The sequence below is a fragment of the Stenotrophomonas sp. SXG-1 genome (genome assembly GCF_014083965.1).
GTDB classification, from domain to species: domain Bacteria; phylum Pseudomonadota; class Gammaproteobacteria; order Xanthomonadales; family Xanthomonadaceae; genus Stenotrophomonas; species Stenotrophomonas geniculata.
Genome location: NZ_CP046588.1, coordinates 4,371,959 through 4,395,548, shown reverse-complemented (window position 1 = coordinate 4,395,548; position 23,590 = coordinate 4,371,959). Strand labels below are relative to the sequence as shown.

The following is a 23,590-nucleotide window of genomic DNA, read 5'->3' as shown; positions in this document are numbered from 1 at the left end:
GCAGGGCCCGGCCGAAGCTGCGGGCAGGCCCTGGCCGGCTCAGCGCTTGCGGTTGGAATTGCGCGGTACCGGAGTGTCGTCCACCGCCGCCTCGTCAACCGCCTTCTGCAGGGCACCGCCCAGCGTGATCAGCTCCCAGTTCTGGGTTTCGAGCACGTCGCAGGCCACATGCAGGCCGCTGCGGTCGGCCTTGCACAGCTGTTCCAGGATTCGACGCGCGTCCACCTCCGCGCCGTTGCCTTGTGCGGTGACCAGATTCTCGCAACCCTCGCGGACACCGGCACGGCAGACCGTGGTGTAGTGCTCGACGGCCTGCAGCCAGTGCCCGGACAGCGCAAGACGGTTGCCGAGAATGTTGCAGCCCTGCAGCTTGCCCTGCGCGCAGCAGGCGTCGGCACCGTCCTCGTTGGTCAGTGCCAGCGGGCAATCCTGTGGCAGTGGCAGCACCCTGAACTGCTTCGGCGCACTGCACCGGGTCGGCCCCTCCCCGGTGGGGACGAACACCTGGAAGCGGGTCCAGTTATCCAGGCCCAGCAGCTGCCCGCCGGGCAGCGGGCGCAGCACGAAGTCGCCGTCCCGGTCGTGGCGGATGCGGATGTCGCCCGCTTCGACGCGCGCGCGAAGATGGCTGCTCCAGCCAACGCCGACCAGGCCGTTGTCACCGAAATCCAGCGTGTCCATCAGGCCGCCGTCGGCCCGGTAGTTGCCACAGGGCAGGGCCGTTGCCGGCTGCGGTCGCAACGATGCACCCACCGCCTGCAGCGCAGGCAGGCGTTCGCAGCTGGCGGTGTCGTTGCCGGGTGTGCAGGCCGCAGCCAGGGCCTGCACCGCATGCAAGTGGTCTCCTGCCTCCCAGGACAGTTCAGCCACGCGGGTGCAGAAGCCGCCATGGGATACCTCGCGGCACAGCTGCAACAACTGCTGGCGCCGCTCGGCCGGAATGATCACCGGCGCGGTCGGCGCTGCCATCGTCACCACGGCTTCGGTCATGGCTGCCGTCATCGCCGCCTTGACCAGCTGCTCCTGCACTGCGGGGGCGGCCTCGAGTGCGGCGGCACACGCCGGGGTTCCCTGTTCGAAGTCACCGTCGTCACAGGCGGCGGGGAGTTTGATGCCGGACAGGGCGGCGTCGAGCGCTGCCTTTGCCAGGGCAGGATCAGCCGCGACCGTGGGTTTGGCGTCCTCGTGCCAACGATCAGCCAGTTGCAGGCACATGCCGGGCACGCCTTCCCGGCACCCTGCCTCCAGCGCGGTCGGGCTCGCTTCACGGCGGTTGTCCAGGCACGCCGCCGCATCGGCCAGGCAGCTGCCTTCAGCCGGCGCGGCGGCTGCGGCGCACTGTGCAGGGGCCTGCAGGATGTAGACCGTGCCATCCACCTCGACCGTCCGGCCACGATCGCGCACCTGCAGCGCGCTGGGCAGGCCGTACTCCAGGTTCACCAGTTGCAGCTTTCCGTCGATCTGCTGGAACGCGACCGGAGAGGGCGCACTGCCGAAGTGTTTCTGCTCGCCGCGGTTTGGCGAGCTGATGCGCAGCGTACCGCTGCCTTCGTCGGCCTTGAACATGCCGCATTGCGGTGACTGTGCGGCGGCCATCGGCGCGGCCAGCAGCAGCGCCCAGGCCAGCCAGCGGCGGCGCGGTGCGGGTGAATGCATGTCGTCTCCTTGACGATCGAACGGAAAACTCCAGGCGCTACGGCGAACCACGGCCCTCGCGCGGGGGCGTGCATTGTGCCGTGCCGGGCACCGGCTGGTAACGCTGATATCCCGTCTGCGCATCCATACCGAGCAGGTCGCCATTGCCGAGCTGACGCAGCAAAAGGGCTTCGCCGTTCTGCTGCAGGTGGATCGCGCCGTCATGCAGACGGCCACGCGCGCCATCGCCGAAGTCGAGCCTGTCGATCACGCCACCGTCGGCCTGATAGCGGCCGCACGGCACCCGCTGGGCCGGGACGAGGCGCAGGTCCGTGCCGAGATCGCGCAGCGGTGCGATGCGTTCGCAGGCACTGATGCGGCCTGCATCGCAGACCACCTGCAGGGCCTGCACCGCCAACGCGGGTTCCAGCGCGATCAACTGCTGTTCGGCCACTTCGACGCAGAAGCGACCACTGCGGTGCTGCAGGCACAGCTGCTGCAGACGATCGCGTGCAGCGGCCGGAAGCGGTGAATCCAGTGCGTCTTCGTCTTCCTGTTGCAGGCGTTCAACCACCCGCTGCATCGCGGTGGCCAGCGCATCACCGGTCAGCGCCTCGCAGGCCTGCGGGTCATGCTCGGGCGTGTGTTCGCGGCAGGCGGACGGGCGCTCGAAGAGGGCGGCGCCGGTGTCACCAGCGGCTGCGGCATTGCCATCGCGCAGTTGTCGCAACAGCGCCGAGCAGCCCGCGCCAACGCCCTCGCGGCACGCGCGCTGGGCCTGGCCGGGAGAGGCGGCGGGCAGCTGCGCAATGCAGTGGCTGCCGGCGGCGCGGCAGCTGCCGTCCGTCGCGCTGGGCTCGGTGGCGCAGGTGCGGGGCTGGCGCAGGGTATAGACCACGACGCCCTCGTCCTCGATGCGCTGGCCATCGGCACTGATCCGGATCGGCTCCGCCACGCCATCGTCGAGCATGACCAGGCGTGTCTGCGCCGCACTGCGATCAACCCACAGCGGCTGCGGCTCGCTGCCGTCATCGTGGCGGTAGCCGCTGCTGGGGGTGGTGAACACCAGCGCCATGCCGCCATCGGCGCTGCGGTATTCGCCACACTGCAACGCGTCGGCGCCGGCTGGCAGCGCGGCGAACAGCAGCAGTGCGGGGAGAAGAGCCTGCAAGCGCATGCGACGGTCCTTGTCGTGCGGAAAAGGGGGGCTCAGTGGAAACGTGAGCGGATGTCCGGCCGCAGCAGGCGCCAGGCCAGCCAGCCCTGCAGGCCGAGGAGCACAAATGACATGGCCACCACGGTCAGCGTGATCAACCAGCGTTTCAGATGGAGTTCCTGCTGCAGGAGGGCGTCGTCGGAGAGAAACGGGATGACGTCACGCATGAACACGTCCAACCAGCCGGCGATCGCAAAGTTGGTCAATGCGCTCAGCAGCAGGATCACCACAAAGCTCCACAGGCCCCAGCTGCGCTCGCGCAGCAGGCCCCAGCTGGCCAGGGTCGAGGCCAGGCACAGCAGCGCGACGATCAACGACGCGGCCACCGGATGCGCCAAAAGCCAGATCAGGCTGTGCAGGTGCTGGTCTTGCACTTCCCTCTCAACCAGATGCCAGATCGGAAGGTTGTGCAGCGGCCACAGCAGTAGTCCCTGCATCACGAAGTAGACCGTGAGCAGCAGTGACAGCCAGAACGAGGCCTGTGCGATCGGGCGCACCCAGGCGTGATAGGCCGGCTGGACCAGCGAAGGAATCGGCGGGATCGACATTGACATCCGGTGTCCTTGCAATCGGTGCCCGCGCGGTCAGCGGGCCGTCACCCGGGTGGCGACCGCCGGCAGGATATGGTGTTCGCTCAAGGGTGCCAAGGGCAGGCCATGCGGTGGTTGCAGCGGCACCCAGGCCAGTTCGGCGATCTCGGCGCGCGCCTGCGGCGTGCCGTGCACCTGCACCCACCAGGCCTGTGCCTGTACGCGCTGGCCAGGCTCATTCACCGCCCAGTCCTCGAACGTGCCCAGCGCAGCCGCTGAAGCCGTACGCAACTGCACGCCCAGCTCCTCGTCCAGCTCGCGGGCCAGCGCCTGCAGAGGCGCCTCGCCGGGTTCGGGCTTGCCGCCCGGCTGGATGAAGCGGCTGGCGCCCTGCTTGCGCACCACCAGCGCCTGGCCGCGGTCATCCAGGATGACCGCGGCCACGATGTGGATCGTGGCCGCGGCGTTGCTCACTTCAGGTTCTGCTCGAACAGCTTGAGGATGCGCTTGTACTGGTCCAGCCAGGAGTCGGCACGCACGTAGCCGTGGCGCTCCAGCGGGTACGGCGCGATCGACCAGTTGTCCTTGTGCAGCTCGATCAGGCGCTGGGTCAGGTTCACCGAATCCTGGAAGAACACGTTGTCGTCCATCATGCCGTGGGCGATCAGCAGGTTGTCCTGCAGGTTCTGTGCGTACTCGATGGGCGACGACACGCGGTACGCCTCCGGATCGATGTCCGGGGTGTTGAGGATGTTGCTGGTGTAGCCGTGGTTGTACTGGTGCCAGTCCACCACCGGGCGCAGCGCGGCACCGGCCTTGAACGTGCCCGGCGAGCGGAACAGCGCCATGAAGGTCATGAAGCCGCCATAGGAACCGCCGTAGATGCCGGCATGGTCACGGTCACCCTGCTGGGTGTCGACCAGCCAGTCCAGGCCGTCTTTGTAGTCTTCCAGTTCCGGGTGGCCCATGTTGCGGTAGATGGCCGTGCGCCAGTCGCGGCCGTAGCCCTCGCTGCCGCGGTAGTCCATGTCCAGCACGATGTAACCCTTCTGCACCAGCAGGTTGTGGAACATCTGCTCGCGGAAGTAGGCCGGGTAGCGCTGGTGCACGTTCTGCAGGTAGCCGGCACCGTGCACGAACATCACGATCGGGTACTTCTTCCCCGGTTCCTTGTTTTCCGGCTCGTAGTACTTGGCCCAGACCACGCCGGCACCATGCTTGGACGGCACTGCCACCAGCTTCGGCTGGATCCACTGGCGCGCCTTGTAGTCGGCGGTGCGGGTGTCGGTCAGCACGCGTGTCTGGCCACCGGCACTGGGCAGCACGGCCAGCTGCGGCGGCAGGTAGGCGCCGGAGTAGCGCACCAGCAGCTGCTGGCCGTCCGGCGACAGCGAGAAGTCTTCCACGCCGTTGAGGCTGGTCAGCTCGCGCACCTGGCGGCTGCTGGTGTCGACCGCGCAGACTTCGTAGTCATGTGGCGCCTGCTGGTTGCACAGGAAGTAGAAGCCCTTGCCATCGGCCGACGGCACCGGCGCCGAGGTTTCCCACTTGCCGCTGGTCAGCGCCTGCGGCTTTGCGGTACCGGCCTGGGTGTACAGGTGCGAGAAGCCCGATTCCTCCGACAGCAGCCACAGCGTGCGGCCATCGGCCATCCAGCCGAAATCGTTGAAGCCCCAGTTGATCCAGGCGTTGTCGGTCAGGCGGTGGCGGTACTGCACGCGGCCGTCGGCAGCGTTGACGCTGATGATCCAGCGGTCCTTGTTGTCGTTGGCACGCAGCATCACCGCAGCTTGCTGGCCGTCGGCGCTCCAGCGGATGCCACCGCCCATGAAGTCGCTCATCACCTGCAGGCTGCGCTCGCCCTTCAGCGCGTCCTTGCCGGCCTTGCGGCGCAGCTCGGCCAGCGGATCGGTTTTGATGCCCGGCAGGCCGGCCAGCGAAACCTTCTCGGCCTTGCCGGTGCGCACGTCCACGTACCACAGCGTGTGCGGTTCGAAGCCGTTGCGGCCGACGCGGGTGCGGGTGTCTTCGGTTTCCTCGTAGCCCGACTCGGTCACGTACAGCGGCATCTTGCCGCCACGGCCGTCGTCGAAGTCCTTCGGCTTGGTCACCACGATCAGGTGGGTCAGGTCCGGCGACAGCACGCTGTCGGCGATCTCCACGTCGGCGCCCAGGTACACCGGGCCCGGCGCGCGGGTCGGGTCGGCCTGGCGCCAGCGCTGGTCCTGGTCCTTCAGTGCTTCGCGCTGGTCACGGTCGCGGCGCAGGGTTTCCAGCGTGCGCAGCTGCTGGTCGCGCAGCACGTCGGCCTTCGGTGCCGTACGCGGGTCCTTCTCGGCCTTCAGGCTGGCCACCTGCTGCACGCCGCTGGCGGCGGTCCAGTGGAACCAGTTCTGGCCGACCCGCCAGATCACGCCGTTGTCGGCGGCGAAGTTCACGTTGCCCGCGCGCTCGTTACTGCGGGTCAGCTGGGTCAGCGCGCCGCTGCGCAGGTCGCGCACGAACACGTCGCCATTGCGCACGAAGGCGCTGCGGCTGCGGCTGCGGTCGTAGACCGGCTCGGCCACGTCCAGGGTGCCGCGCTGGTCATCGGCCACCTGCGCGGCCACGCCACCGGCCAGCGGCTGGCGGAAGGTATCGCGCACCGGGCTGCCGCTACGCTTGAGCTGGTATTCCACCTGCTGGCTGTTCCACGACCACCAGGCCTTCTCGACCGGCGGACCGATCCAGTCCGGGTCGGCCATGGCCTGTTCGATGGTGATCGGCGTCGGCGCGGCATGCGCAGCCGGTGCGGCCAGCACGGCCGACAGCAGGAGGGACAGGGGCAGCACTCGGGACATGGGCGGACGGCACCAGAAGAGGAAACCGGCCAAGGGTACCAGCCGCCCCGGCCCGGGACAGGGGCCACAGGTCATGGCAGCGAGATTGGCAAAGTGGTGCAACCGGTTGCCGTGGTCGCGCATCCATTCTCCTGAACCCGCATCATCCACCGAACAGGAGCCCGACCATGCAGGAACTGATCCCGATCACCCTCTTCATCTGCATCGCCTACGCGATCCATGCCATTGCCGATGCCCGCGCCCGCAGCAAGCTGGTGGCTCCGCACGTGCCGGAGGAAGTTATCCGCTCGCTGGCGGTACTGGAAGAAGAACGCCGCCGCCAGGGCGCGCTGCGCTGGGGCATCAGCCTGGTCAGCCTGGCCGTGGCAATGGGCCTGCTGGAGGCGATCGGTGCACGCGAACTGACCTTCGGCGCCGCCGCCGCGATGGTCGGCAGTGCCGGCCTCGGCCAGCTGCTGGCCTGGCACTTCACCCGTCCTGCCGCACGCAAGGGCTGAGCCAGGACATGCCACGGGCACAGGGGGCGCCCCGCGCATGAACCTGCTGTGCGGAGCACTGGCTGCATTGCGGGGACGCCGCCGCGACGTCCCCGTCGAGCCCACGCCGGACGCGGACGACGACCGCGCCCTGGTCAGCGCCATCATCGATGGCTCGCAACCGGCCTTCGCACAGCTGGTGCAGGCCCATCAACGTACCTGCGCGCATGTGATCGGGCGCATGGTGGGCGACCGTGATCAGGTGGCTGACCTGCTGCAGGAAACCTTCCTGGCCGTGTTCCGCCAGCTGCACCGGTTCCGCTTTGAATCCTCGCTGCGTACCTGGGTTTCACGGGTGGCTTACACCACGGCGTTGCAGCACCTGCGCAGGCGACGGCTGGAGGCGCAATGGATGGTGGCGGTGGAAGTACCCGAGGAACTGGGTATTGGCGATGAAGGGCCGGGGCCGGCTGAACTGAGCGAGGCGCTGCAGGCTGGTCGCCATCTTGGCGCGGCGTTGGAACGGCTGAGTGCACCGCAGCGGCTGATCGTCGGCCTGCATTACCTGGAGGATTTCGATCTGGCCGAGATCGAGCAGGTGACTGGACTGGCCCGCGGTACCATCAAGAGCCACCTTCACCGTGCGCGCCAGGTCCTGAAGCAGGAACTGACGCGGCATGCCACCGCCGGAGAACTGCTGTGAACCCACCGACCGACCCTCGCGATGCGGAAGAGCGCGCGCTGGTGCAGGCGTTGCGTGAGCAGGCGCAGCAGGAACAGACACCGGATGTGAGCGAGGTGCTGCAGAAGCGCATCGCCGTTGAGTCGCGCGACAGTGGCGTGGGCTATGTGGTGGTGCAGGTGGTGTTGCTGGGGGCGTTGGTGGCAGGGGCTGTCTGGTACTTCTGGCGCTGACAGGACGTGGTGATGCGTTAGACGCATTCTGCGTGGTCTGCAGGACCAATGACCTGGAATGAGGACTCGTGAAACTCGCGAGCTTCATCAAGATGTGGTGATTAGCGCCATGACGAGTCGCGATCGCGCCGCCAATCGTAGGCTGATGTTGCCGACAATGATTCTGAGCTCTCAACCATCTTGAGGAAAGTTGCAGAGTTCCATTCCGCTATTGAGGTTCATGTGCGTCCTGGGGAACTCTCGGTCGTCGGCAATCGCTGACGCAGGTCATAGCCGGGGAGGCTTGGACCTGTTCGCGTTCCATCAACTTCAACGGAGATGAGTCATGTCGAAGATCGACAAGTCTGTGCTGCTTCCCCCTACTCTCGTAGCACTGCTTGGCCTGTCCGGCATTGCAGCTGCAGCGCAGTCGGATGCGTCGCCACTGGTTCAGAGCCTCTCGATTCCAGAAATCAGCATCGATAGTGGGATGTCTACGCACGAACTGCCTGGCGATCATGAAATCGCAGGTACGCAGTGCACGAGCTACTCGAGTGGCGGTACCCATTGCGGACACTACTCCACCGGAGATCAGCAGAAGGAGAGTTTCAGGTTCGCGCACGCAGTTCCTGAAGTCCGGAAATTCATTATCTGATAGAACGGGCGATCGCTGTAAAGGTGATCGCCCGCCATCAAGGAGCGATTGATGGAGCTGTGCTTTGAAGATCTGAAGGGGGCGATAGATGAGCCCGGACGCACGGCCGATGTGTGCGTGGCGTTGATGAAATCGTGGATCGAGATTACTGGGCAACGCTTGGGAGTTGCGCTTTCAGTCAAGCGAGGTGAAGGGGCTGGGATTCAGGGCCGGGTCGACGCGATAGAGCGTGCAATTCATCGCCTTGACGCTGCCGGAAGACGGAGGCTTCTTGCCTCGCCTTGGGTATCCGCATTCCTGGACGAGTCGGCGGGCATCGCATATGAAGATCAGCATGGTGAGCCGGTTTCGACTCTCGATGCTCTTTGGTTTGCGGCTATCGCCGAGTGCCCGGCTCAACAGCGCACCCACACCATCGAGCCGAAGCGGCCTGCTGTCGCGAGCCCGCTCGAAAGCGCTCTGGGCGACTGGGTGACAACGAGTGAGGGCGACATCGCTGAAAGGATGGACAGACCCAGGATTGGTGGAGTGATTGTCCTTGATGTGGACAGCCGGCTTTCGCAGAGGTACGAACCCGAGAGCGGAACGTTCTGCCAACCATCATTGGATATCCCACAGCACGAGATTCAAGTAATAAGGAACAAGCTTGAAGCGGCCATTCGTATGGTGGACGAGTCAGTTCCGCATCTCGGCTTGTTGATTCGAACATTCACAAGGCGTGTTCTTGTCAGAAAATCCATTGGCGTTGGTGACAGCGTAGCCCAGCTCAACCTTGGATCGGAGTATCGGCCAACTCACGCGGGCTGCATTCGCGTGCTGAATGTCCATAGGGAAGAAATGACGGTGGATCTTTGCGCAGAAGCGATCCTGCATGAATCTGTGCATTCGTTTCTTTCAGCATATGAGGATGTCTACGGGAAGTTCATGTCCAGCGCAATCCGCGTTCGGCCGGTCTCCCCCTGGTCGGGAAATTTCATTCCCAATCACTCGCTGGTTCACGCTGTGTTCGTCTACTACGCCATTCATCAGTTGCTCGCTCGTGCCTTGGAATTCTTCGTGGACTTCGACCATGCAGCAATCAGAAGAGTGAGGCGAAGGCTGATGCATATCGATGGGGGGTTCTTCATCGAGAGGAGAGTATCGACGCTTTTTGTGTTGGAAGAAGCGCCTTCAGAAAAGCTCACGGCACTGGTCGACGAAATGCAGAGTGAAATCAAGAGAGTTTACAGATCTCCAGAAGGCGCTGTGGTCGCGGAGGCGGTGGCATGAAAAATTCCATTGTCGTTCTTCACTCGGATGATCAGGACGCAGTCGCGGTCGCTCTGCGCGACGTCAGGGACGTAACCGTGATTCATCTGGATCAGCTGACCAGCCTGTGGACGATCCGGGAAGCGACGCCGATCGTTGCCGCGCCCCTTGGTCGGAAGCCAATGCTGCATGCAGGCTACGTAATCAACCGGGTGTTTGATATCTCTCGTTGCGATATCGGCATGAAGCTCCGCAAGTGTGGACTACATGAGAATTGGGCACATGCTGCACTGGGCTCTCTCCTGGTGGGTGCCGCAACACTGGCGCATGGAATCGGTACTCGCGGGGTGAGTAAATCACTTCTTCCGCTGAATGTTCAGTGGATGCTGATTTCTGGCCTTGTTTCGGACATCAGAGTTCCACCATTCGCGTTTGGCTTTGGCCACAGGATGCCAGACACTTCTCATCTCAAGGATCCTGTACAGAAATCCGTATGGTCCTACTTCAAGTGGGATGGGACGTCGGATGTAGAAGAGGGAGAGGAGCAGTGGCATCCCTTCTTCGTTGAACGGCCTGAGGGTGTGCCCGTAGTCTGCAGCTATCACGGCGATGCGGTTGACCTGGAATTTCCACGAGGCGCGGTATCGATCGGCGCGGGTGTTATCACATCGCTAGTAGCCGCATGTCGCGAAACGTTCGATAGCAGAATTGGCGAGATCTTATTTTACGTCCAAGGGACGACAATCACTTTCTGTGCATTCAGCCCGTATCTGGCCACCCTTGGCGATCCAGTGAGAAGCAGGGATCTGCTCCTGCGTGGGATGCCGATCGCGTCTGTCTAGGCACAGGGTCAACTCCATGGAGGGTGTGTGATCTTCTATTACGTTTCTCTGTCGCTTAAGCGCTTTCGGCAGCGCCTCCGGACGCACATTGCCGTCGCTCTCATGCTCGGTGCGGGAGTGGGAACCGCCATGGTGATGCTGTCCATTGTGCTGCAGGCATCCTCCGATCCGGTCCCGGGACGCAGCGGGTCGCTCTTCCGTCCACACCTGGACGTGCGCCCGGGAGCACAGCACGCGGCGGCACCTGATCCTGGGCAGGGGTTGACCTGGCCTGATGCCAAAGCCCTGCTGGACCAAGGGTATGCCTGGAATCAGGCGGCCATGGCCGGTGGTGCCGTGACCCTGCTGAAACCCGGGCAATCAAGCGCCCGGCTGCGTGCCAGATACGCAACGTCAGGAGTGTTCGGCGTGCTCGGGATCACTCTGGTGCAAGGGCGATCGTGGACGGCGGAGGAAGGGCAGGCTGGAAGTCGGATCGCTGTGCTGTCACGGGCACTCGCAGCGGTCGAGTGCCCGGCCGGATGCATCGGTCATCCGCTGGAGCTGAGCGGGCGCACATACACGGTTGTCGGCGTGGCGGAGGACTGGCATCCGGTGCCGATGTTCCAGGGAGACGTGACCCGTCGTCCTTTCGTGGAACCCGATCAGATCTATCTACCGGTTGAAACTGCCATTGCGGACGGATTGACCGTGGTCGACGGCGTGGCGGTCTGGGGCGGTGGGGAGGGAGTGGACCTTGCTGGCCCGCAGGCGTCCTGGCTGCAACTGTGGACATGGTTACCGACAGTGGATGACGTGTCTGGATACCGCGCGATGCTGAACGCGTACGCGCAAGCCCGGGATCTGCAGGTTGACCCGGACAGCGATCAGGTCGGGCTCTGGCCGCTGATGGCGTGGCTGGACCGACAGGGGCTGGTCCCTGAACGCACCCGGAAACAGCTTCATCTGGCACTGCTTCTGCTGGTGGTCTGCATCGTCAATGCAGCCGCGCTGCTGGGATTCAGCCTGGGCGCGCGCCGTCGCGAGCTTGCGATACGTCGCGCGCTGGGTGCCCGGCGGGGGGATGTTTTTGCCCAGCTCATGTGGGAATGCGCATCGTCGGGATTGGCCAGTGCTGCATTGGCGGCCATTGCGTATGCGGTGGGCATGCGGCTGGTGGCGACAGGGGAGGTGCTTCCGTCGGCCATCACTACGCTGGACCCCGCGTCCGTACTGATGGCAGCCGGGGTTGGGTTCGCGACAGCGCTGTTGTGCGCGTTCATCCCCGCGCTGGAAGTCTGCCGGAGCGGATCGCTGTCGCGGTTGTTTGCAAAGGGAGCGGCGTGAAATGCTGGATTCAATGCAGGAAGTCCGCAACCACCTGGGCCGCGCGTCGCTGCTGTTTGTACAGGCCGCACTGGCCAGCCTGGCCTGCGCCTTTGCCCTGCAGTCTGCCGCAGATGGTTTCTCACGATTGAACACGCGGGGCATCGAGGGAGCACAGGCGATCGGTGTCATCCGGGTCTCCGATATCGAAGAGAGGGTGGCGCCTTCGTTGGTGCGATCGGACCTCTCCGCCATCCAGCTCCCTGGCGTCCGGCAGGCGGTCGCCAGCGATTCGGTTCCGTTCGGAGGCAGGGCTCATCATTACGGTGCATGCACCAGTGATGCAGCCATGGCACACGCCATGGCGGCTGGCAGCAGCGACGTGGCAGGCTGTGATCGCATTCCCGTGATAACCGCCAGCCCAGGCCTGTTGACGATGCTGGGGACACAGGTGGTGAAGGGGCGTTTGCCGGCAGACCATGAGGCGACCGACGGCGCGCCGGTCGTGCTGATCAGCGAGGCATTGGCCGTCCATCTGTTTGGCTCGGAGAGCGCCGTGGGTCGTCAGTTGTACTTCGGGCCGGGAAGCAGCAGGGTGATCGTGGGTGTGTTCTCGTCCATCGTCGGGCCTGCGCCAAGTGGAAACGATCGGGACTCGCAGTGGGCGCTGTTTCCCGGTTTTCCAACCGGTGCGAGCCGCTATTACCTGATCGGATCCCACGCGGAGGTGGATCGCGTGTTGCTTGACCGCACCGTTGAGGCGCTGCGGCAGCCCTATCGCGTCGTGAATCCGACAGGCGTTGACACGTTGGCCGGATATCGCGATGCCTACCTTCGTGCAGACCGCTTCACGACGGCCATGCTCGCTTTCATGGCAGCGGTGGTCCTGGGTGTGCTGATGGCCGGCGTGTCCGGCGTGGTAGGCGCATGGCTGGAGCGTAGGCGGCGCTCCATCGGTATCCGTCGAACGTTGGGTGCGCGCGCATCGGTGATCTTCACGGAGATCATCTTCGAAGTCAGCATCTTCACCATTCCTGGCGCCGTGCTGGGCGCGTGTTCGCTGTACCTGTTCTGGTCGCCCGAGGAACGAAGCTCGATATCGTCGTGGCTGACAGGGTTGATGGCGTTCATGTTGGTGATGGTGGCGAGTCTTGCTGCCCTGCTGCCCCGTGCATGGCGAACGGTGCGGGAGGAGCCATTGGCGCTGTTGAAGCCGTTCTGATTCGTTCGCCCGTGAGCCCAGCTCCACCTGCGACAAAGTGAAGCAGCGCGTCACCCGGTCGCATCCCACCTTAACGAAATCCTCCTAAAGTGGTCCGGTATCCCACCGGTCACAGGCAGGAGGCGTCCCTTGGACGCGTTGTTGTTGTCCCGGATCCAGTTCGGATTCGTCATCAGTTTCCACGTGCTGTTCCCCGCCTTCACCATTGGCACGGCCAGCTGGCTGGCCTTCATCGAATGGCGCTGGCTGCGCACGAAGTTGCCCGTGTGGCGCGAGCTGTATTTCTTCTGGCAGAAGATCTTCGCGGTGTCGTTCGGCATGGGCGTGGTCAGCGGCATCGTCATGGCCTTCCAGTTCGGCACCAACTGGCCGCGGCTGAGCGAGGTGGCCGGCACGGTCATCGGCCCTCTGCTGACCTATGAGGTGTTGACCGCGTTCTTCCTGGAAGCCAGCTTCCTCGGCGTAATGATGTTCGGCTGGGGCCGGGTCTCACCGCGCCTGCATTTCCTGTCCACCTGCATGGTGGCGCTGGGCACGCTGTTCTCCACGTTCTGGATCCTGTCGTCCAACAGCTGGCTGCATACACCGGCCGGCTACGAGATGGTCAACGGCATCGTGCATCCAGTCGATTGGTGGCAAGTGGTGTTCAACCCCTCGTTCCCCTATCGCCTGGTGCACATGGCGCTGGGCTCGTTCATCACTACCTGTTTCGTGATCGGTGGTGTGGGCGCGTGGTACCTGCGCAAGGGCACGCACGTGGAAGCGGGTCGGCGCATGCTGATCGCGGCGGTGGCGTTCGCCGCACTGACCGTGCCGGTGCAGATCTTCGTCGGCGACATGCATGGCCTGAACACGCTCAAGCACCAGCCGATGAAGATCGCGGCGATGGAAGCGCACTGGCATGAAACCAAGGAAGGCGAGGGCGTGCCGCTGGTGGTGTTCGCGCTGCCGAACGAGAAGGAAGAGCGCAACGATTTCGAGGTTGCCATCCCGAAGCTGGGCAGCGTGATCCTCACCCACAGCCTGGATGGCACTTTCGATCCTCTCACCTCGGTACCCGCCAGCGAGCGGCCGCCGGTGACGCCGGTGTTCTTCGCCTTCCGCATCATGGTCGGGCTGGGCACGCTGATGCTGTTGCTGGCCTGGGTGTCGGCCTTCCAGTTGTGGCGGAAGAAGCTGCTGGATTCGCCGTGGCTGCTGCGCGGCTGGAACTGGATGCTGCCCAGCGGCTTCATCGCGCTGCTGTCGGGTTGGTTCGTTACCGAGATGGGGCGCCAGCCGTGGGTGGTGTATGGCGTGCTGCGCACCGCTGATGCAGTGGGCCCGCAGAGCGCGTGGATGACCGCGCTGTCGCTGGGCGTCTACGTTGTTGGCTATGCCTTCGTGTTTGGCTGGGGCATCTGGTACCTGGTGAAGATCCTGCGCCATGGGCCGCAGCCGTACGCCGAGGGGCCGTCGCTGGACCACGGCAGCCATACCCCGGCACGCCCGCTGTCGGCCGCCGACGAACCGCTTGAGGAACGCTGACATGGACCTGATGACCTGGCTGCCGGTGGCATGGTTCGCGGTGATCGGCTTCGGCGTGCTGATGTACGTGGTGCTGGACGGCTTCGTGCTCGGCATCGGCATCCTCGCCCCGTTCGCCGAGGACGAGGAACAGCTGGACCTGATGATGAACACCGCCGCGCCGATCTGGGACGGCAACGAGACCTGGCTGGTGCTCGGTGGCGCCGGCCTGCTGGCGGCGTTCCCGAAGGCGTATGCGGTGCTGCTGTCTGCGCTGTACCTGCCGGTGCTGCTGCTGGTGGTGGCGCTGGTGTTCCGCGGCGTGGCGTTCGAGTTCCGCTTCAAGGCGCATCGTTCGCGCCGGCTGTGGAGCGTGGCGTTCGGCCTCGGTTCGCTGCTGGCGACCTTCGCCCAGGGCGTGATCCTCGGCACCCTGGTGCAGGGCATCCCGCTGGTGGACGGTGTCTATCAGGGCGGGCCGTTCGCCTGGTTCAGCCCGTTCGCGATGCTGACCGGTGCCGCACTGGTGGCCGGCTATGCGCTGCTGGGCAGCACCTGGCTGATCCTGAAGACCGAAGGGCGCGTGCAGGCGCTGGCGCGGCAGATGACCCGGCCGCTGGTGGTGGCCGTGATCGCGGCGATGGGCCTGGTCAGCAGCTGGCTGCCGTTCCTCGATTCGCGGTTGATGGATCGCTGGTTCAGCGACGGCAACTTCTGGTGGCTGTCGCCGGTGCCGCTGCTGACCCTGGCGGTAGCCGCCGCGCTGTGGCGCAGTGCCACCCACCCGCGCCGTGACCTGCCGCCGTTCCTGCTCAGCCTGGCCCTGTTCGTACTCGGCTTCCTCGGTCTGGTGCTGGGCATGTGGCCGTATCTGCTGCCACCGTCGATGACCCTGTGGCAGGCCGCCGCGCCGGCGTCGTCGCTGGGCTTCACGCTGGTCGGGCTGGTCATATTGCTGCCGGTCATCCTCGGCTATACGGCGTGGTCCTACCGGGTATTCCGCGGCAAGGTGCACGCCGACACCGGTTACCACTGATCGATTGAAGACGGGGCCTGCGCTTGCCGGGCCCCGTGTTGGGGAATGTGAAACCTGCACACCCCGCGCGGGACGTGCTAGCGTGCGCTCCTTTCCGGCGGCCAGGGGGGCAGCCGGCGACGTCCTGGACGGACGCACGGCTGCAGGAACGGGGGGCCGCCGCGCGTCGCCGTAATGGCTCGTGCCTATCGTTCTCCCGTTGAAGCACCATCGCCAAATGATCGAATTTTCCATCGTCGACTGGGCCGCCTGGGCGCCCGGCCTGGGTGAGCGCAGCCAGTGGCTGGGCTGGGCCGATGCGCCGTACCTGCCGCATGGCGGGGACACGCCGGCGCTGGCCGAAGTGCCGGCGATGCAGCGCCGTCGCATCGAGCGGCTGGGTCGTATGGCGATCCAGGCCGCGTGCTGGTGCGAGGACGGGCAGGGCGCCGACAGTGACGTGCCGCTGGTGTTCGCCAGCCGCCACGGCGACGTGGCCCGCTCGATGGACCTGCTGGGCGCGCTGGTCGGCGACCAGCCGTTGTCGCCGACCGGATTCGGCCTGTCCGTGCACAACGCGATCGCCGCGCTGTATTCCATCGCCCGCGGCCACCGCGGCAACTACCTGGCGCTGGCGGCGGGCCAGGCCACGGTGGAGACGGCCTGCCTGGAGGCCGTCGGCCTGCTTGCCGATGGCGCCCGCGAGGTACGGGTAGTGGTCTACGAGTCGCCACTTCCTGAAATTTACGCGACGTTCGCCGACGAACCCGATCCGTTCTTTGCATGGTGCTGGCGTTTGACCGCTCCGGCAGAGGGCCGGCCGACGCTGTCGCTGCAGTGGCAGCCGGCCGACGGCCAGGCCAGCACTGCGCCCGGCCTGCTGCCGCATGCGCTGGACCTGCACCGGTTCCTGTTGTCCGGCGCGCCGGCACTGGAACACGTGGCCCACGGCCAGCGCTGGTGCTGGAGCCGCCGTGGCTGAGCTGCTGCGCCGCCTCGACCATGCCTGGCGGGTGTTTGGCACCGGCCTCAGCTTCGTCGCGTTTGGCCTGGGCGGGGTGCTGCTCGGCGTTCTGGTGATGCCGGTACTGCTGCTGATGCGTGACCCGGTGGCGCGCCGCCGCCGCGCCCGGCGCGTGGTCCAGGTCGCGTTCGCCAGCCACCTGCGGCTGATGCGCGGGCTGGGGGTGATGACCTACGAGATCGAGGGCGGTGAGCGCCTGCAGCGCGACGGCCTGCTGGTGCTGGCCAACCACCCGACCCTGATCGACGTGGTCTGCCTGATCTCGCTGCTTCCCAACGCCGACTGCGTGGTCAAGCGGGCCGTGGCCTGCAACCCGTTCATGCGCGGTCCGGTACGGGCCGCCGGCTACATCGCCAATGACGATGGTGCCGGCCTGGTCGATGACTGTGTGGCCGCAGTGCGCGCTGGAGGCACCCTGGTCATCTTCCCGGAGGGCACCCGCAGCGTGCCCGGACAGCCGCCGCGGCTGCAGCGGGGCGCGGCCAACATCGCCGTGCGCGGCCGCCTGGACATCACCCCGGTACGGATCACCTGCAGCCCGCCAACGCTGACCAAGGGGCAGAAGTGGTATCGTGTCCCCTCACGTCGCTTTCACGTTCGGCTGCAGATCGGCGAAGATATCCCGATCGCGCCATTTCTGGCCGAAGACGACTCGCCAAGGGGGGATGCCTTGGCAGCCCGTCGCGTCACCGAGCACCTTTCTCGTTATTTCGACCTGTCTGGAGATCCGAACCGTGCAAGCACTTGAGCACGAGATCAAGGAATTGATCATTTCCTCCCTTTCGCTGGAGGACATCACGCCGGAGGACATCGATCCGACCGCGCCGCTGTTCGTCGAGGGCCTTGGCCTGGATTCGATCGACGCGCTGGAGCTGGGCCTGGCGCTGCAGAAGAAGTACGGTGTGAGCCTCTCGGCCGATTCGGAAGAAACCCGTCGCCATTTCTCCAGCGTGCGCGCGCTCGGCGAGTTCGTCGCCGCCCGCCAGTCGTAACGGTGCCAGGACCTGCCATGACCAAGAATGAACTGTTCGAACGCATCGTCAGCATCCTGACCGACAGCTTCGAGATCGAAACCGCCCGGATCACGCCCGAGGCCCGCCTGTACGACGACCTGGACATCGACAGCATCGATGCGGTGGACCTGATCGTGCAGCTCAAGCCGCTGCTCGGCCGCAACCTGCAGCCGGAAGCGTTCAAGGCCGTGCGTACCGTGCAGGACATCGTTGATGTGGTGCACAGGCTGCTGCCGGACCAGGCAGCCGCCTGACCGCAGCGCCGGCGGCTCCACCATGGCACGCGCACGCACGGTCGTGGTGGCTGCGATCTCGCTGGCCTACCCGGTACTGGTGTACCTGGCGATGGGCCGCTTTGAGCCACGCTGGCTGTCGCTGCTGCTGTTCACCCTGGCCCTGCTGCGCGCGCTGAGTTCGCGCCAGCCGCTGTGGTGGGCCGCAGCGGCGGGCACCGGCTTGCTGGCGGTACTGGCTACCGTGCTCAACCAGGCCCTGCCACTGAAGCTGTATCCGGCGCTGGTCAATGCAGTGATGCTGGCGGTGTTTGGCACCAGCCTGCGTTTCGGCCCGCCGCTGGTGGAACGCCTGGCACGGCTGCAGGAACCGGACCTGCCAGCGTTCGCGGTGGCCTATACCCGCCGCGTCACCCAGGTGTGGTGTGGCTTCTTCGTTCTCAACGGCAGCCTGGCCCTGCTGACCGCGCTGTACGCGTCGGACCGGGTCTGGATGCTCTACAACGGATTGTTGGCGTACGTGATGATGGGCGTGTTGTTCGCAGGTGAGTGGCTGGTGCGGCGGCGGGTGAAGGCGGCGCACGTGCATGGCTGAGTGGATTGCCCTGGACCGGCTGCTGTTGGAGGCGCGGCCGCAGCGCAATGTTGGCGTCTGCGATGGCGAGGTGATCGACCACGCCCGCTTCCGCCAGCGCGTGCTGGCCTGGCGCGCGGCCTTTGCGGCCGCCGAAGGCCGTGACTGGGCCCTGTATTTCGACGATGCCGTGGCCTTTGCTGCGGCGCTGTTCGGCGCCTGGCATGCCGGCAAGCGGGTGTTCCTGGCCGCCGACAACCTGCCGGCCACGCTGCAGGTGCTGCAGCCGCAGGTGAGCGGTTTCGCAGGCGACGTGTCCGCCGATTACCGCCCGCTGGCGGCGCTGGACGACGCGCTGGACGACGAACTGCAGGCGCTGGACGAGCGCGCCTGCGAACTGTGCGTGTTCACCTCCGGCAGCACCGGCCAGCCGAGCGCGATCAGCAAGCGCATGGACCAGCTGGCGCGCGAGGTGGATGCGCTGCAGGCCGCGTTCGGCGCGCAGCTGGAAGGCGTGCAGGTGCATGGCACGGTGTCCCACCAGCACATCTACGGCCTGCTGTTCCGCGTGCTGTGGCCACTGGCCGCCGGCCGCCTGATCCATCCACGCCGGTTCTTCCATGAAGACCTGGTGGGCGCGCTGGCCGGTACCGACACGGTGCTGGTGGCGACCCCGGCTCACCTCAAGCGCCTGCCCGAGCAGCTCGACTGGGCCAGCCTGCATGGCCGCCTGCGTGCGGTGTTCTCCTCCGGTGGCCCACTGCCGGAAGAAGCTGCACGCCAGGTACGGCAGTGGCTGGGCGTGGCACCGACCGAGGTTTACGGCAGCAGCGAGACCGGTGGTATCGCCTGGCGCCGCTGGGACACCGACCTGCCGCCGTGGCAGCCGCTGCCGGGCGTGCAGTGGCGCATCGAGGAAGGCTGCCTGGCCGTCGCCTCGGCGCATCTGGAAACCCTCGACTGGTGGCGCACCCAGGACCGCGTGGAAGCCTTGGCCGACGGCCGCTTCCGCCTGCTGGGCCGTGCCGACCGCATCGTCAAGATCGAAGAGCGCCGCGTTTCGCTGGATGCGCTCGAACGCGCGCTGCGCGAAGACGCCGAAGTGGACGACGTGCGCGTGCTGGTCCTGCCCGGCCAGCGCGAGCAGCTGGCAGCCGTGGTGGTGCCGGCCGACCTGGCGCTGCTGGAGGGCGGTGACGCCGCGCGCCGCGCGCTGGGCCAGCGCCTGGGCGCGCGCCTGGCACAGGCACATGACGCGGTCACCCGGCCGCGCCGCTGGCGGCTGGTGCCGACGCTGCCGATCAACGCACAGGGCAAGGTCACCCAGGCGGCGCTGGCAGCGCTGTTCCAGCCACTGATGCCGGTGCCGGTCTGGGACCGCCGCGACGCCGCCAGCGCCACCCTGCGCATGACCCTCGACCCGGCGCTGCGGCCGTTCCAGGGCCACTTCCCGCAGGCGGCGATCCTGCCCGGCGTGGCGCAGCTGGACTGGGCAGTGCGTTTTGGCCGCCAGATGTTCGCGATGCCGGCAGCGTTCCTGCGCATGGATGCGGTGAAGTTCCAGCATGTGGCCCGCCCGGGCGATGAGCTGACCCTGCAGCTGGACTGGGATGCCGCACGCAACGTGCTGGCCTTCCGCTACACCTCCAGCCACGGTGTGCATGCCAGCGGCAAGGTGGTCTTCGCCGATGCGGACTGATCCGGCCGTTGCCAGTGCCGCGTTCGCGCCACTGGTGGTGATCCCCGTCTACGACCACGAGCACGCCATCGCGGCAGTGGTCGACGGCGTGCAGGCCGCCGGCCTGCCGTGCCTGCTGGTCGATGATGGCTCGCATGAGGCGTGCGCGAATGCACTGCGCTCGCTGGCACAGCGCCAGGGCGTCGACCTGCTGCGCCTGGACATCAACCAGGGCAAGGGCGGGGCAATGCTGGCCGGTTTCGCCGAAGCCGGTGCGCGTGGCTACAGCCACGTGCTGCAGATCGATGCCGATGGCCAGCACGACACCGCTGACCTGCCACGCTTCATCGAAGCGGCGCGCGCCCATCCCGAGGCGGTGATCTGCGGCATTCCGGCCTACGACGCCAGTGTTCCGAAGGCGCGCCTGTACGGGCGCTACGCGACCCACATCTGGGTCTGGATCAACACGCTTTCGCTGCACCTGCGCGACACCATGTGCGGCTTCCGCGTGTATCCGCTGCCGGCGGTGCTGCGCCTGATCGATGAAGAGACCATCGGCCGCCGCATGGATTTCGATACCGAGGTGATGGTGCGCCTGTACTGGCGGCAGCTGCCGGTCGAGCACCTGGCCACGCGCGTGACCTATCCCGCCGATGGCGTGTCGCACTTCGATGTGTGGCGCGACAACGTGCGTATCAGCCGCATGCATACCCGCCTGTTCTTCGGCATGCTCTGGCGCGCACCTCGCCTGCTGTGGCGCCGCCTGCGGGGGCGGCACTGAGATGGCGGCCGCGCAGGGTGCCCCGCACTGGGCCGACATCGGCGAATCGACGTCGGTGGCCGGCGTGCTGTTCCTGTGCTGGGTGCACCGCTGGTTCGGGCGCTGGCCGTTCCGCCTGTGCGTGTGGCCAGTGGTGGCCTGCCATTGGCTGGGCAACCGTGTAGGGCGCCAGGCCTCGATGCAGTACCTGCAGCGGCTGCAGGCGCACAGCGGCGCGCTCGGTCGCACGCCGACACGGCGCGACAGCCTGCGCCATTTCTTCGCCTTCGCCGACACGATGCTGGACAAGATCCTCGGCCTGGGCGGGCGCTATCCGGCCGAACGCATCCACCTGCATCGTGACCTGGTGCTGGAGAAGATCGCGCGCCGCGAAGGTGGGCTGATCCTCACCGCGCACATCGGCTGCCTGGAACTGTGCCAGGTGCTGGCCGAACAGGTGCAGGGGTTCCGCATCACCGTGCTGGTGCACACCGCGCATGCGCAGCGCTTCAACCGCCTGCTGCAGCGCTTGGACCCGCTGGCGGCGGTGGAACTGGTGCAGGTCACCGAGATGGGCCCGGCCACGGCGGTGATGCTGGCCGAGCGCGTGGCGGCCGGTGGCTTTGTCGCCATCGTCGGTGACCGCACGCCGGTGCAGGGCGGTCGCAGCGTCACCGCCGATTTTCTCGGCCACCGGGCGCCGTTCCCGATCGGCGCCTACGTGCTCGCCGCCGCGCTGGGCTGCCCGGTCTACACCATGGCCTGCCTGCACCAGGGCGAAGGCTATCGCGTGGCGTTTGAACAGTTCGCCGAACGCATCGTGCTGCCGCGTGGCTCACGCGATGCGGCACTGGCCGAACAGGCACAGCGCTTCGCGCGCTGGCTGGAACTCCAGGTCATCCAGTCCCCGTTGGACTGGTTCAATTTCTTCCCCTTCTGGGATCAGGCTCCGCATGACGACTGACGCCGTACCCGTGTGCCGCTTTGGCGATGCACCGTTGACCATCGAAGACGTGGTTGCCCTGGCCCAGCGCCAGCGCGAGGCCGCGCTGAGTGAGGCGCCGGCGTTCCGCGCGCACATCCAGCGCGGTGCCGACTTCCTCGACCGACTGCTGCGCGAGGATGGCGTGATCTACGGCGTGACCACCGGCTACGGTGACTCGTGCACGGTGAACATCCCGCCGGCGCTGGTGGCTGAACTGCCGCACCACCTCTACACCTACCATGGTTGTGGCCTGGGTCGTTACCTGGACCCGGTCGAGACCCGTGCGGTGTTGGCCGCGCGCCTGGCCTCTCTGGTGCGCGGCATGTCCGGTGTCAGCGTGCCGCTGCTGGAAGGCCTGGCCACCCTGCTGCAGCACGACGTGCTGCCGATGATTCCGGCCGAAGGCTCGGTCGGTGCCAGTGGTGACCTGACCCCGCTGTCGTACGTAGCGGCGGTGCTGTGTGGCGAGCGCGAGGTGCTGCACGACGGCCGCGTGCAGCCGGCGGCCGAGGTGCTGGCCAAGATCGGCATGACCCCGCTGAAGCTGCGGCCGAAGGAAGGCCTGGCGATCATGAACGGCACCGCGGTGATGACCGGCCTGGCCTGCCTGGCCTGGCAGCGCGCCGATTACCTGGCCCGCATGGCCACGCGCCTGACCGCGTTCAACGTGCTGGCCAGCGACGGCAACGCGCACCACTTCGATGTGACCCTGTTCGCGGCCAAGCCGCACCCGGGCCAGGGCCGCATCGCTTCGCGCCTGCGCAGCGACCTGCACAGCGAGCGCCCGCCGCGCAATGAACAGCGCCTGCAGGACCGCTATTCGCTGCGCTGCGCGCCGCATGTGATCGGCGTGCTGGAGGACAGCCTGCCGTTCCTGCGCCAGCTGATCGAAACCGAATTGAACAGCGCCAACGACAATCCGCTGATCGATGCCGATGGCGAGCGCATCCTGCATGGCGGCCACTTCTACGGCGGCCACATCGCGTTGGCGATGGACACCCTGAAGAACACCGTGGCCAATGTTGCCGATCTGCTCGACCGGCAGCTGGCACTGGTGGTGGATGCGCGCTACAACCATGGCCTGCCGGCCAACCTGTCGGCGGCCACCGGCCCGCGCGCGGCCATCAACCATGGCCTGAAGGCGCTGCAGATCAGTGTTTCGGCGTGGACCGCCGAAGCGCTGAAGCAGACCATGCCGGCCAGCGTGTTCTCGCGTTCCACCGAATGCCACAACCAGGACAAGGTCAGCATGGGCACCATCGCCGCGCGCGACTGCCTGCGGGTGATCGAACTGACCGAACAGGTGGTGGCGGCGATGCTGATCGCCGCCCGCCAGGGCCTGGCGCTGCGCGAACGGGTTGGCCTGAACGCGCAGCTGCATGGCAGTCTGGCCGACATGTACGCCGACCTGGGGCAGCGCATCGCCCTGGTTGAAGAAGACCGCGCGCTGGATCGCGAACTGCGGGAACTGCTGGTGGAGATCCGCGCGCAACGTTGGGAGCTGTATGCCGGTGAATGAGGCCATTGAACGGGTTGGCGAGATTGCGTTGACTCCCGCCTTCCATGACTGCGACCCGATGAACGTGGTCTGGCATGGCAACTACTTCAAGTACTTCGAGATCGCGCGCTGCGCGTTGCTCGGGCGCTACGACTACGACTACCCGCAGATGCTCGAATCGGGCTACCTGTGGCCGGTGGTCGATGCACGGGTGAAATATGTGCGCCCGCTGCTGTTCAACCAGGCCCTGCGCGTGATCGCGCGCATCGTGGAATGGGAGAACCGGCTGAAGATCGAGTACGAGATTCTCGATGCGGAAAGCGGCCAGGTGCTGACCCGCGCGATGACCATCCAGGTCGCGGTGGACGCGGCCAGCAAGGAAATGCTGTACCAGTGCCCGCCGGTACTGTGGGAACGCCTGGGAGTGCCTGCGCCGTGACG

25 protein-coding genes are annotated in these 23,590 nt (G+C 66.2%); 20 read left to right on the top strand and 5 right to left on the bottom strand.

Annotated features, from left to right (window positions below):
- Positions 1-39: 39 nt before the first annotated feature.
- Genes GOC52_RS20065 through GOC52_RS20045 form a run of 5 tightly spaced genes read right to left on the bottom strand, consistent with a single transcriptional unit; the run spans position 40 to position 6,221 of the window.
- Complete coding sequence (locus GOC52_RS20065; RefSeq protein ID WP_191850318.1) at positions 40-1,656, bottom strand: hypothetical protein; 1,617 nt, start codon at positions 1,654-1,656, stop codon at positions 40-42.
- Positions 1,657-1,693: 37 nt separating this feature from the next.
- On the bottom strand, positions 1,694-2,812 hold the full coding sequence (locus tag GOC52_RS20060; RefSeq protein ID WP_191850317.1) for a hypothetical protein: 1,119 nt from the start codon (positions 2,810-2,812) through the stop codon (positions 1,694-1,696).
- A 32-nt stretch (positions 2,813-2,844) separates the two neighbouring features.
- A complete protein-coding gene (locus GOC52_RS20055; protein WP_191850315.1) occupies positions 2,845-3,405 on the bottom strand; it encodes a hypothetical protein in 561 nt (186 codons plus the stop codon).
- A 30-nt stretch (positions 3,406-3,435) separates the two neighbouring features.
- Positions 3,436-3,855 carry an NUDIX hydrolase gene (locus GOC52_RS20050; protein ID WP_019337913.1) on the bottom strand — a complete coding sequence of 140 codons (420 nt, stop codon included), beginning with the start codon at positions 3,853-3,855 and terminating at the stop codon, positions 3,436-3,438.
- On the bottom strand, positions 3,852-6,221 hold the full coding sequence (locus tag GOC52_RS20045; protein ID WP_191850313.1) for a S9 family peptidase: 2,370 nt from the start codon (positions 6,219-6,221) through the stop codon (positions 3,852-3,854). The genes GOC52_RS20050 and GOC52_RS20045 overlap by 4 nt, the downstream gene beginning before the upstream one ends.
- 167 nt (positions 6,222-6,388) lie before the next feature.
- On the opposite strand from GOC52_RS20045, the gene GOC52_RS20040 reads away from it, so the two are divergent.
- The 20 genes from GOC52_RS20040 to GOC52_RS19945 all read left to right on the top strand — a co-directional run bounded on the left by GOC52_RS20040 (position 6,389) and on the right by GOC52_RS19945 (position 23,588).
- Positions 6,389-6,718 (top strand): hypothetical protein, encoded by a 330-nt coding sequence (locus GOC52_RS20040; RefSeq protein WP_010482336.1) that lies wholly within the window; start codon positions 6,389-6,391, stop codon positions 6,716-6,718.
- A gap of 37 nt (positions 6,719-6,755) precedes the next feature.
- Positions 6,756-7,400, top strand: a complete 645-nt coding sequence (locus tag GOC52_RS20035) for an RNA polymerase sigma factor (protein ID WP_053443728.1) — start codon at positions 6,756-6,758, stop codon at positions 7,398-7,400.
- Complete coding sequence (locus GOC52_RS20030; RefSeq protein WP_053443727.1) at positions 7,397-7,612, top strand: hypothetical protein; 216 nt, start codon at positions 7,397-7,399, stop codon at positions 7,610-7,612. Before GOC52_RS20035 ends, GOC52_RS20030 begins: the two co-directional genes overlap by 4 nt.
- Before the next feature lie 325 nt (positions 7,613-7,937).
- The gene (locus GOC52_RS20025; protein WP_053443726.1) at positions 7,938-8,246 is read left to right on the top strand and encodes a hypothetical protein; all 309 of its coding nucleotides are present in this window, start codon (positions 7,938-7,940) and stop codon (positions 8,244-8,246) included.
- A 51-nt stretch (positions 8,247-8,297) separates the two neighbouring features.
- The gene (locus GOC52_RS20020) at positions 8,298-9,515 is read left to right on the top strand and encodes a hypothetical protein (RefSeq protein WP_191850311.1); all 1,218 of its coding nucleotides are present in this window, start codon (positions 8,298-8,300) and stop codon (positions 9,513-9,515) included.
- Positions 9,512-10,336 carry a hypothetical protein gene (locus tag GOC52_RS20015; protein WP_191850309.1) on the top strand — a complete coding sequence of 275 codons (825 nt, stop codon included), beginning with the start codon at positions 9,512-9,514 and terminating at the stop codon, positions 10,334-10,336. The genes GOC52_RS20020 and GOC52_RS20015 overlap by 4 nt, the downstream gene beginning before the upstream one ends.
- Before the next feature lie 27 nt (positions 10,337-10,363).
- Complete coding sequence (locus tag GOC52_RS20010) at positions 10,364-11,662, top strand: FtsX-like permease family protein (protein WP_043399574.1); 1,299 nt, start codon at positions 10,364-10,366, stop codon at positions 11,660-11,662.
- 1 nt (position 11,663) lies between these two features.
- Positions 11,664-12,863, top strand: coding sequence for an ABC transporter permease (locus GOC52_RS20005; RefSeq protein WP_049454173.1), 1,200 nt, complete (start codon positions 11,664-11,666; stop codon positions 12,861-12,863).
- 129 nt (positions 12,864-12,992) lie between these two features.
- Positions 12,993-14,390: a cytochrome ubiquinol oxidase subunit I gene (locus GOC52_RS20000; RefSeq protein WP_191850306.1), complete on the top strand. Its 1,398-nt coding sequence runs from the start codon at positions 12,993-12,995 to the stop codon at positions 14,388-14,390.
- 1 nt (position 14,391) lies between these two features.
- The gene (gene cydB, locus GOC52_RS19995) at positions 14,392-15,405 is read left to right on the top strand and encodes a cytochrome d ubiquinol oxidase subunit II (RefSeq protein ID WP_010482330.1); all 1,014 of its coding nucleotides are present in this window, start codon (positions 14,392-14,394) and stop codon (positions 15,403-15,405) included.
- A gap of 217 nt (positions 15,406-15,622) precedes the next feature.
- Entirely contained in the window at positions 15,623-16,366 is a 744-nt protein-coding gene (locus GOC52_RS19990) for a beta-ketoacyl synthase chain length factor (protein ID WP_191850304.1), read from the top strand.
- Positions 16,359-17,156 carry a lysophospholipid acyltransferase family protein gene (locus tag GOC52_RS19985; RefSeq protein ID WP_191850302.1) on the top strand — a complete coding sequence of 266 codons (798 nt, stop codon included), beginning with the start codon at positions 16,359-16,361 and terminating at the stop codon, positions 17,154-17,156. The genes GOC52_RS19990 and GOC52_RS19985 overlap by 8 nt, the downstream gene beginning before the upstream one ends.
- Positions 17,143-17,400, top strand: coding sequence for a phosphopantetheine-binding protein (locus GOC52_RS19980; protein ID WP_005411610.1), 258 nt, complete (start codon positions 17,143-17,145; stop codon positions 17,398-17,400). The genes GOC52_RS19985 and GOC52_RS19980 overlap by 14 nt, the downstream gene beginning before the upstream one ends.
- Positions 17,401-17,417: 17 nt before the next feature.
- On the top strand, positions 17,418-17,675 hold the full coding sequence (locus GOC52_RS19975; protein WP_006402206.1) for an acyl carrier protein: 258 nt from the start codon (positions 17,418-17,420) through the stop codon (positions 17,673-17,675).
- 22 nt (positions 17,676-17,697) lie between these two features.
- On the top strand, positions 17,698-18,249 hold the full coding sequence (locus GOC52_RS19970; protein WP_191850300.1) for a COG4648 family protein: 552 nt from the start codon (positions 17,698-17,700) through the stop codon (positions 18,247-18,249).
- Positions 18,242-19,927 carry an AMP-binding protein gene (locus GOC52_RS19965; RefSeq protein ID WP_191850298.1) on the top strand — a complete coding sequence of 562 codons (1,686 nt, stop codon included), beginning with the start codon at positions 18,242-18,244 and terminating at the stop codon, positions 19,925-19,927. Before GOC52_RS19970 ends, GOC52_RS19965 begins: the two co-directional genes overlap by 8 nt.
- Positions 19,917-20,687: a glycosyltransferase family 2 protein gene (locus GOC52_RS19960; protein ID WP_049435989.1), complete on the top strand. Its 771-nt coding sequence runs from the start codon at positions 19,917-19,919 to the stop codon at positions 20,685-20,687. The genes GOC52_RS19965 and GOC52_RS19960 overlap by 11 nt, the downstream gene beginning before the upstream one ends.
- Before the next feature lies 1 nt (position 20,688).
- Complete coding sequence (locus GOC52_RS19955; protein ID WP_049435988.1) at positions 20,689-21,630, top strand: LpxL/LpxP family acyltransferase; 942 nt, start codon at positions 20,689-20,691, stop codon at positions 21,628-21,630.
- The gene (locus tag GOC52_RS19950; RefSeq protein ID WP_049435987.1) at positions 21,620-23,170 is read left to right on the top strand and encodes an HAL/PAL/TAL family ammonia-lyase; all 1,551 of its coding nucleotides are present in this window, start codon (positions 21,620-21,622) and stop codon (positions 23,168-23,170) included. Before GOC52_RS19955 ends, GOC52_RS19950 begins: the two co-directional genes overlap by 11 nt.
- Positions 23,157-23,588 (top strand): acyl-CoA thioesterase, encoded by a 432-nt coding sequence (locus tag GOC52_RS19945; RefSeq protein WP_043034444.1) that lies wholly within the window; start codon positions 23,157-23,159, stop codon positions 23,586-23,588. Before GOC52_RS19950 ends, GOC52_RS19945 begins: the two co-directional genes overlap by 14 nt.
- Positions 23,589-23,590 lie beyond the last annotated feature (2 nt).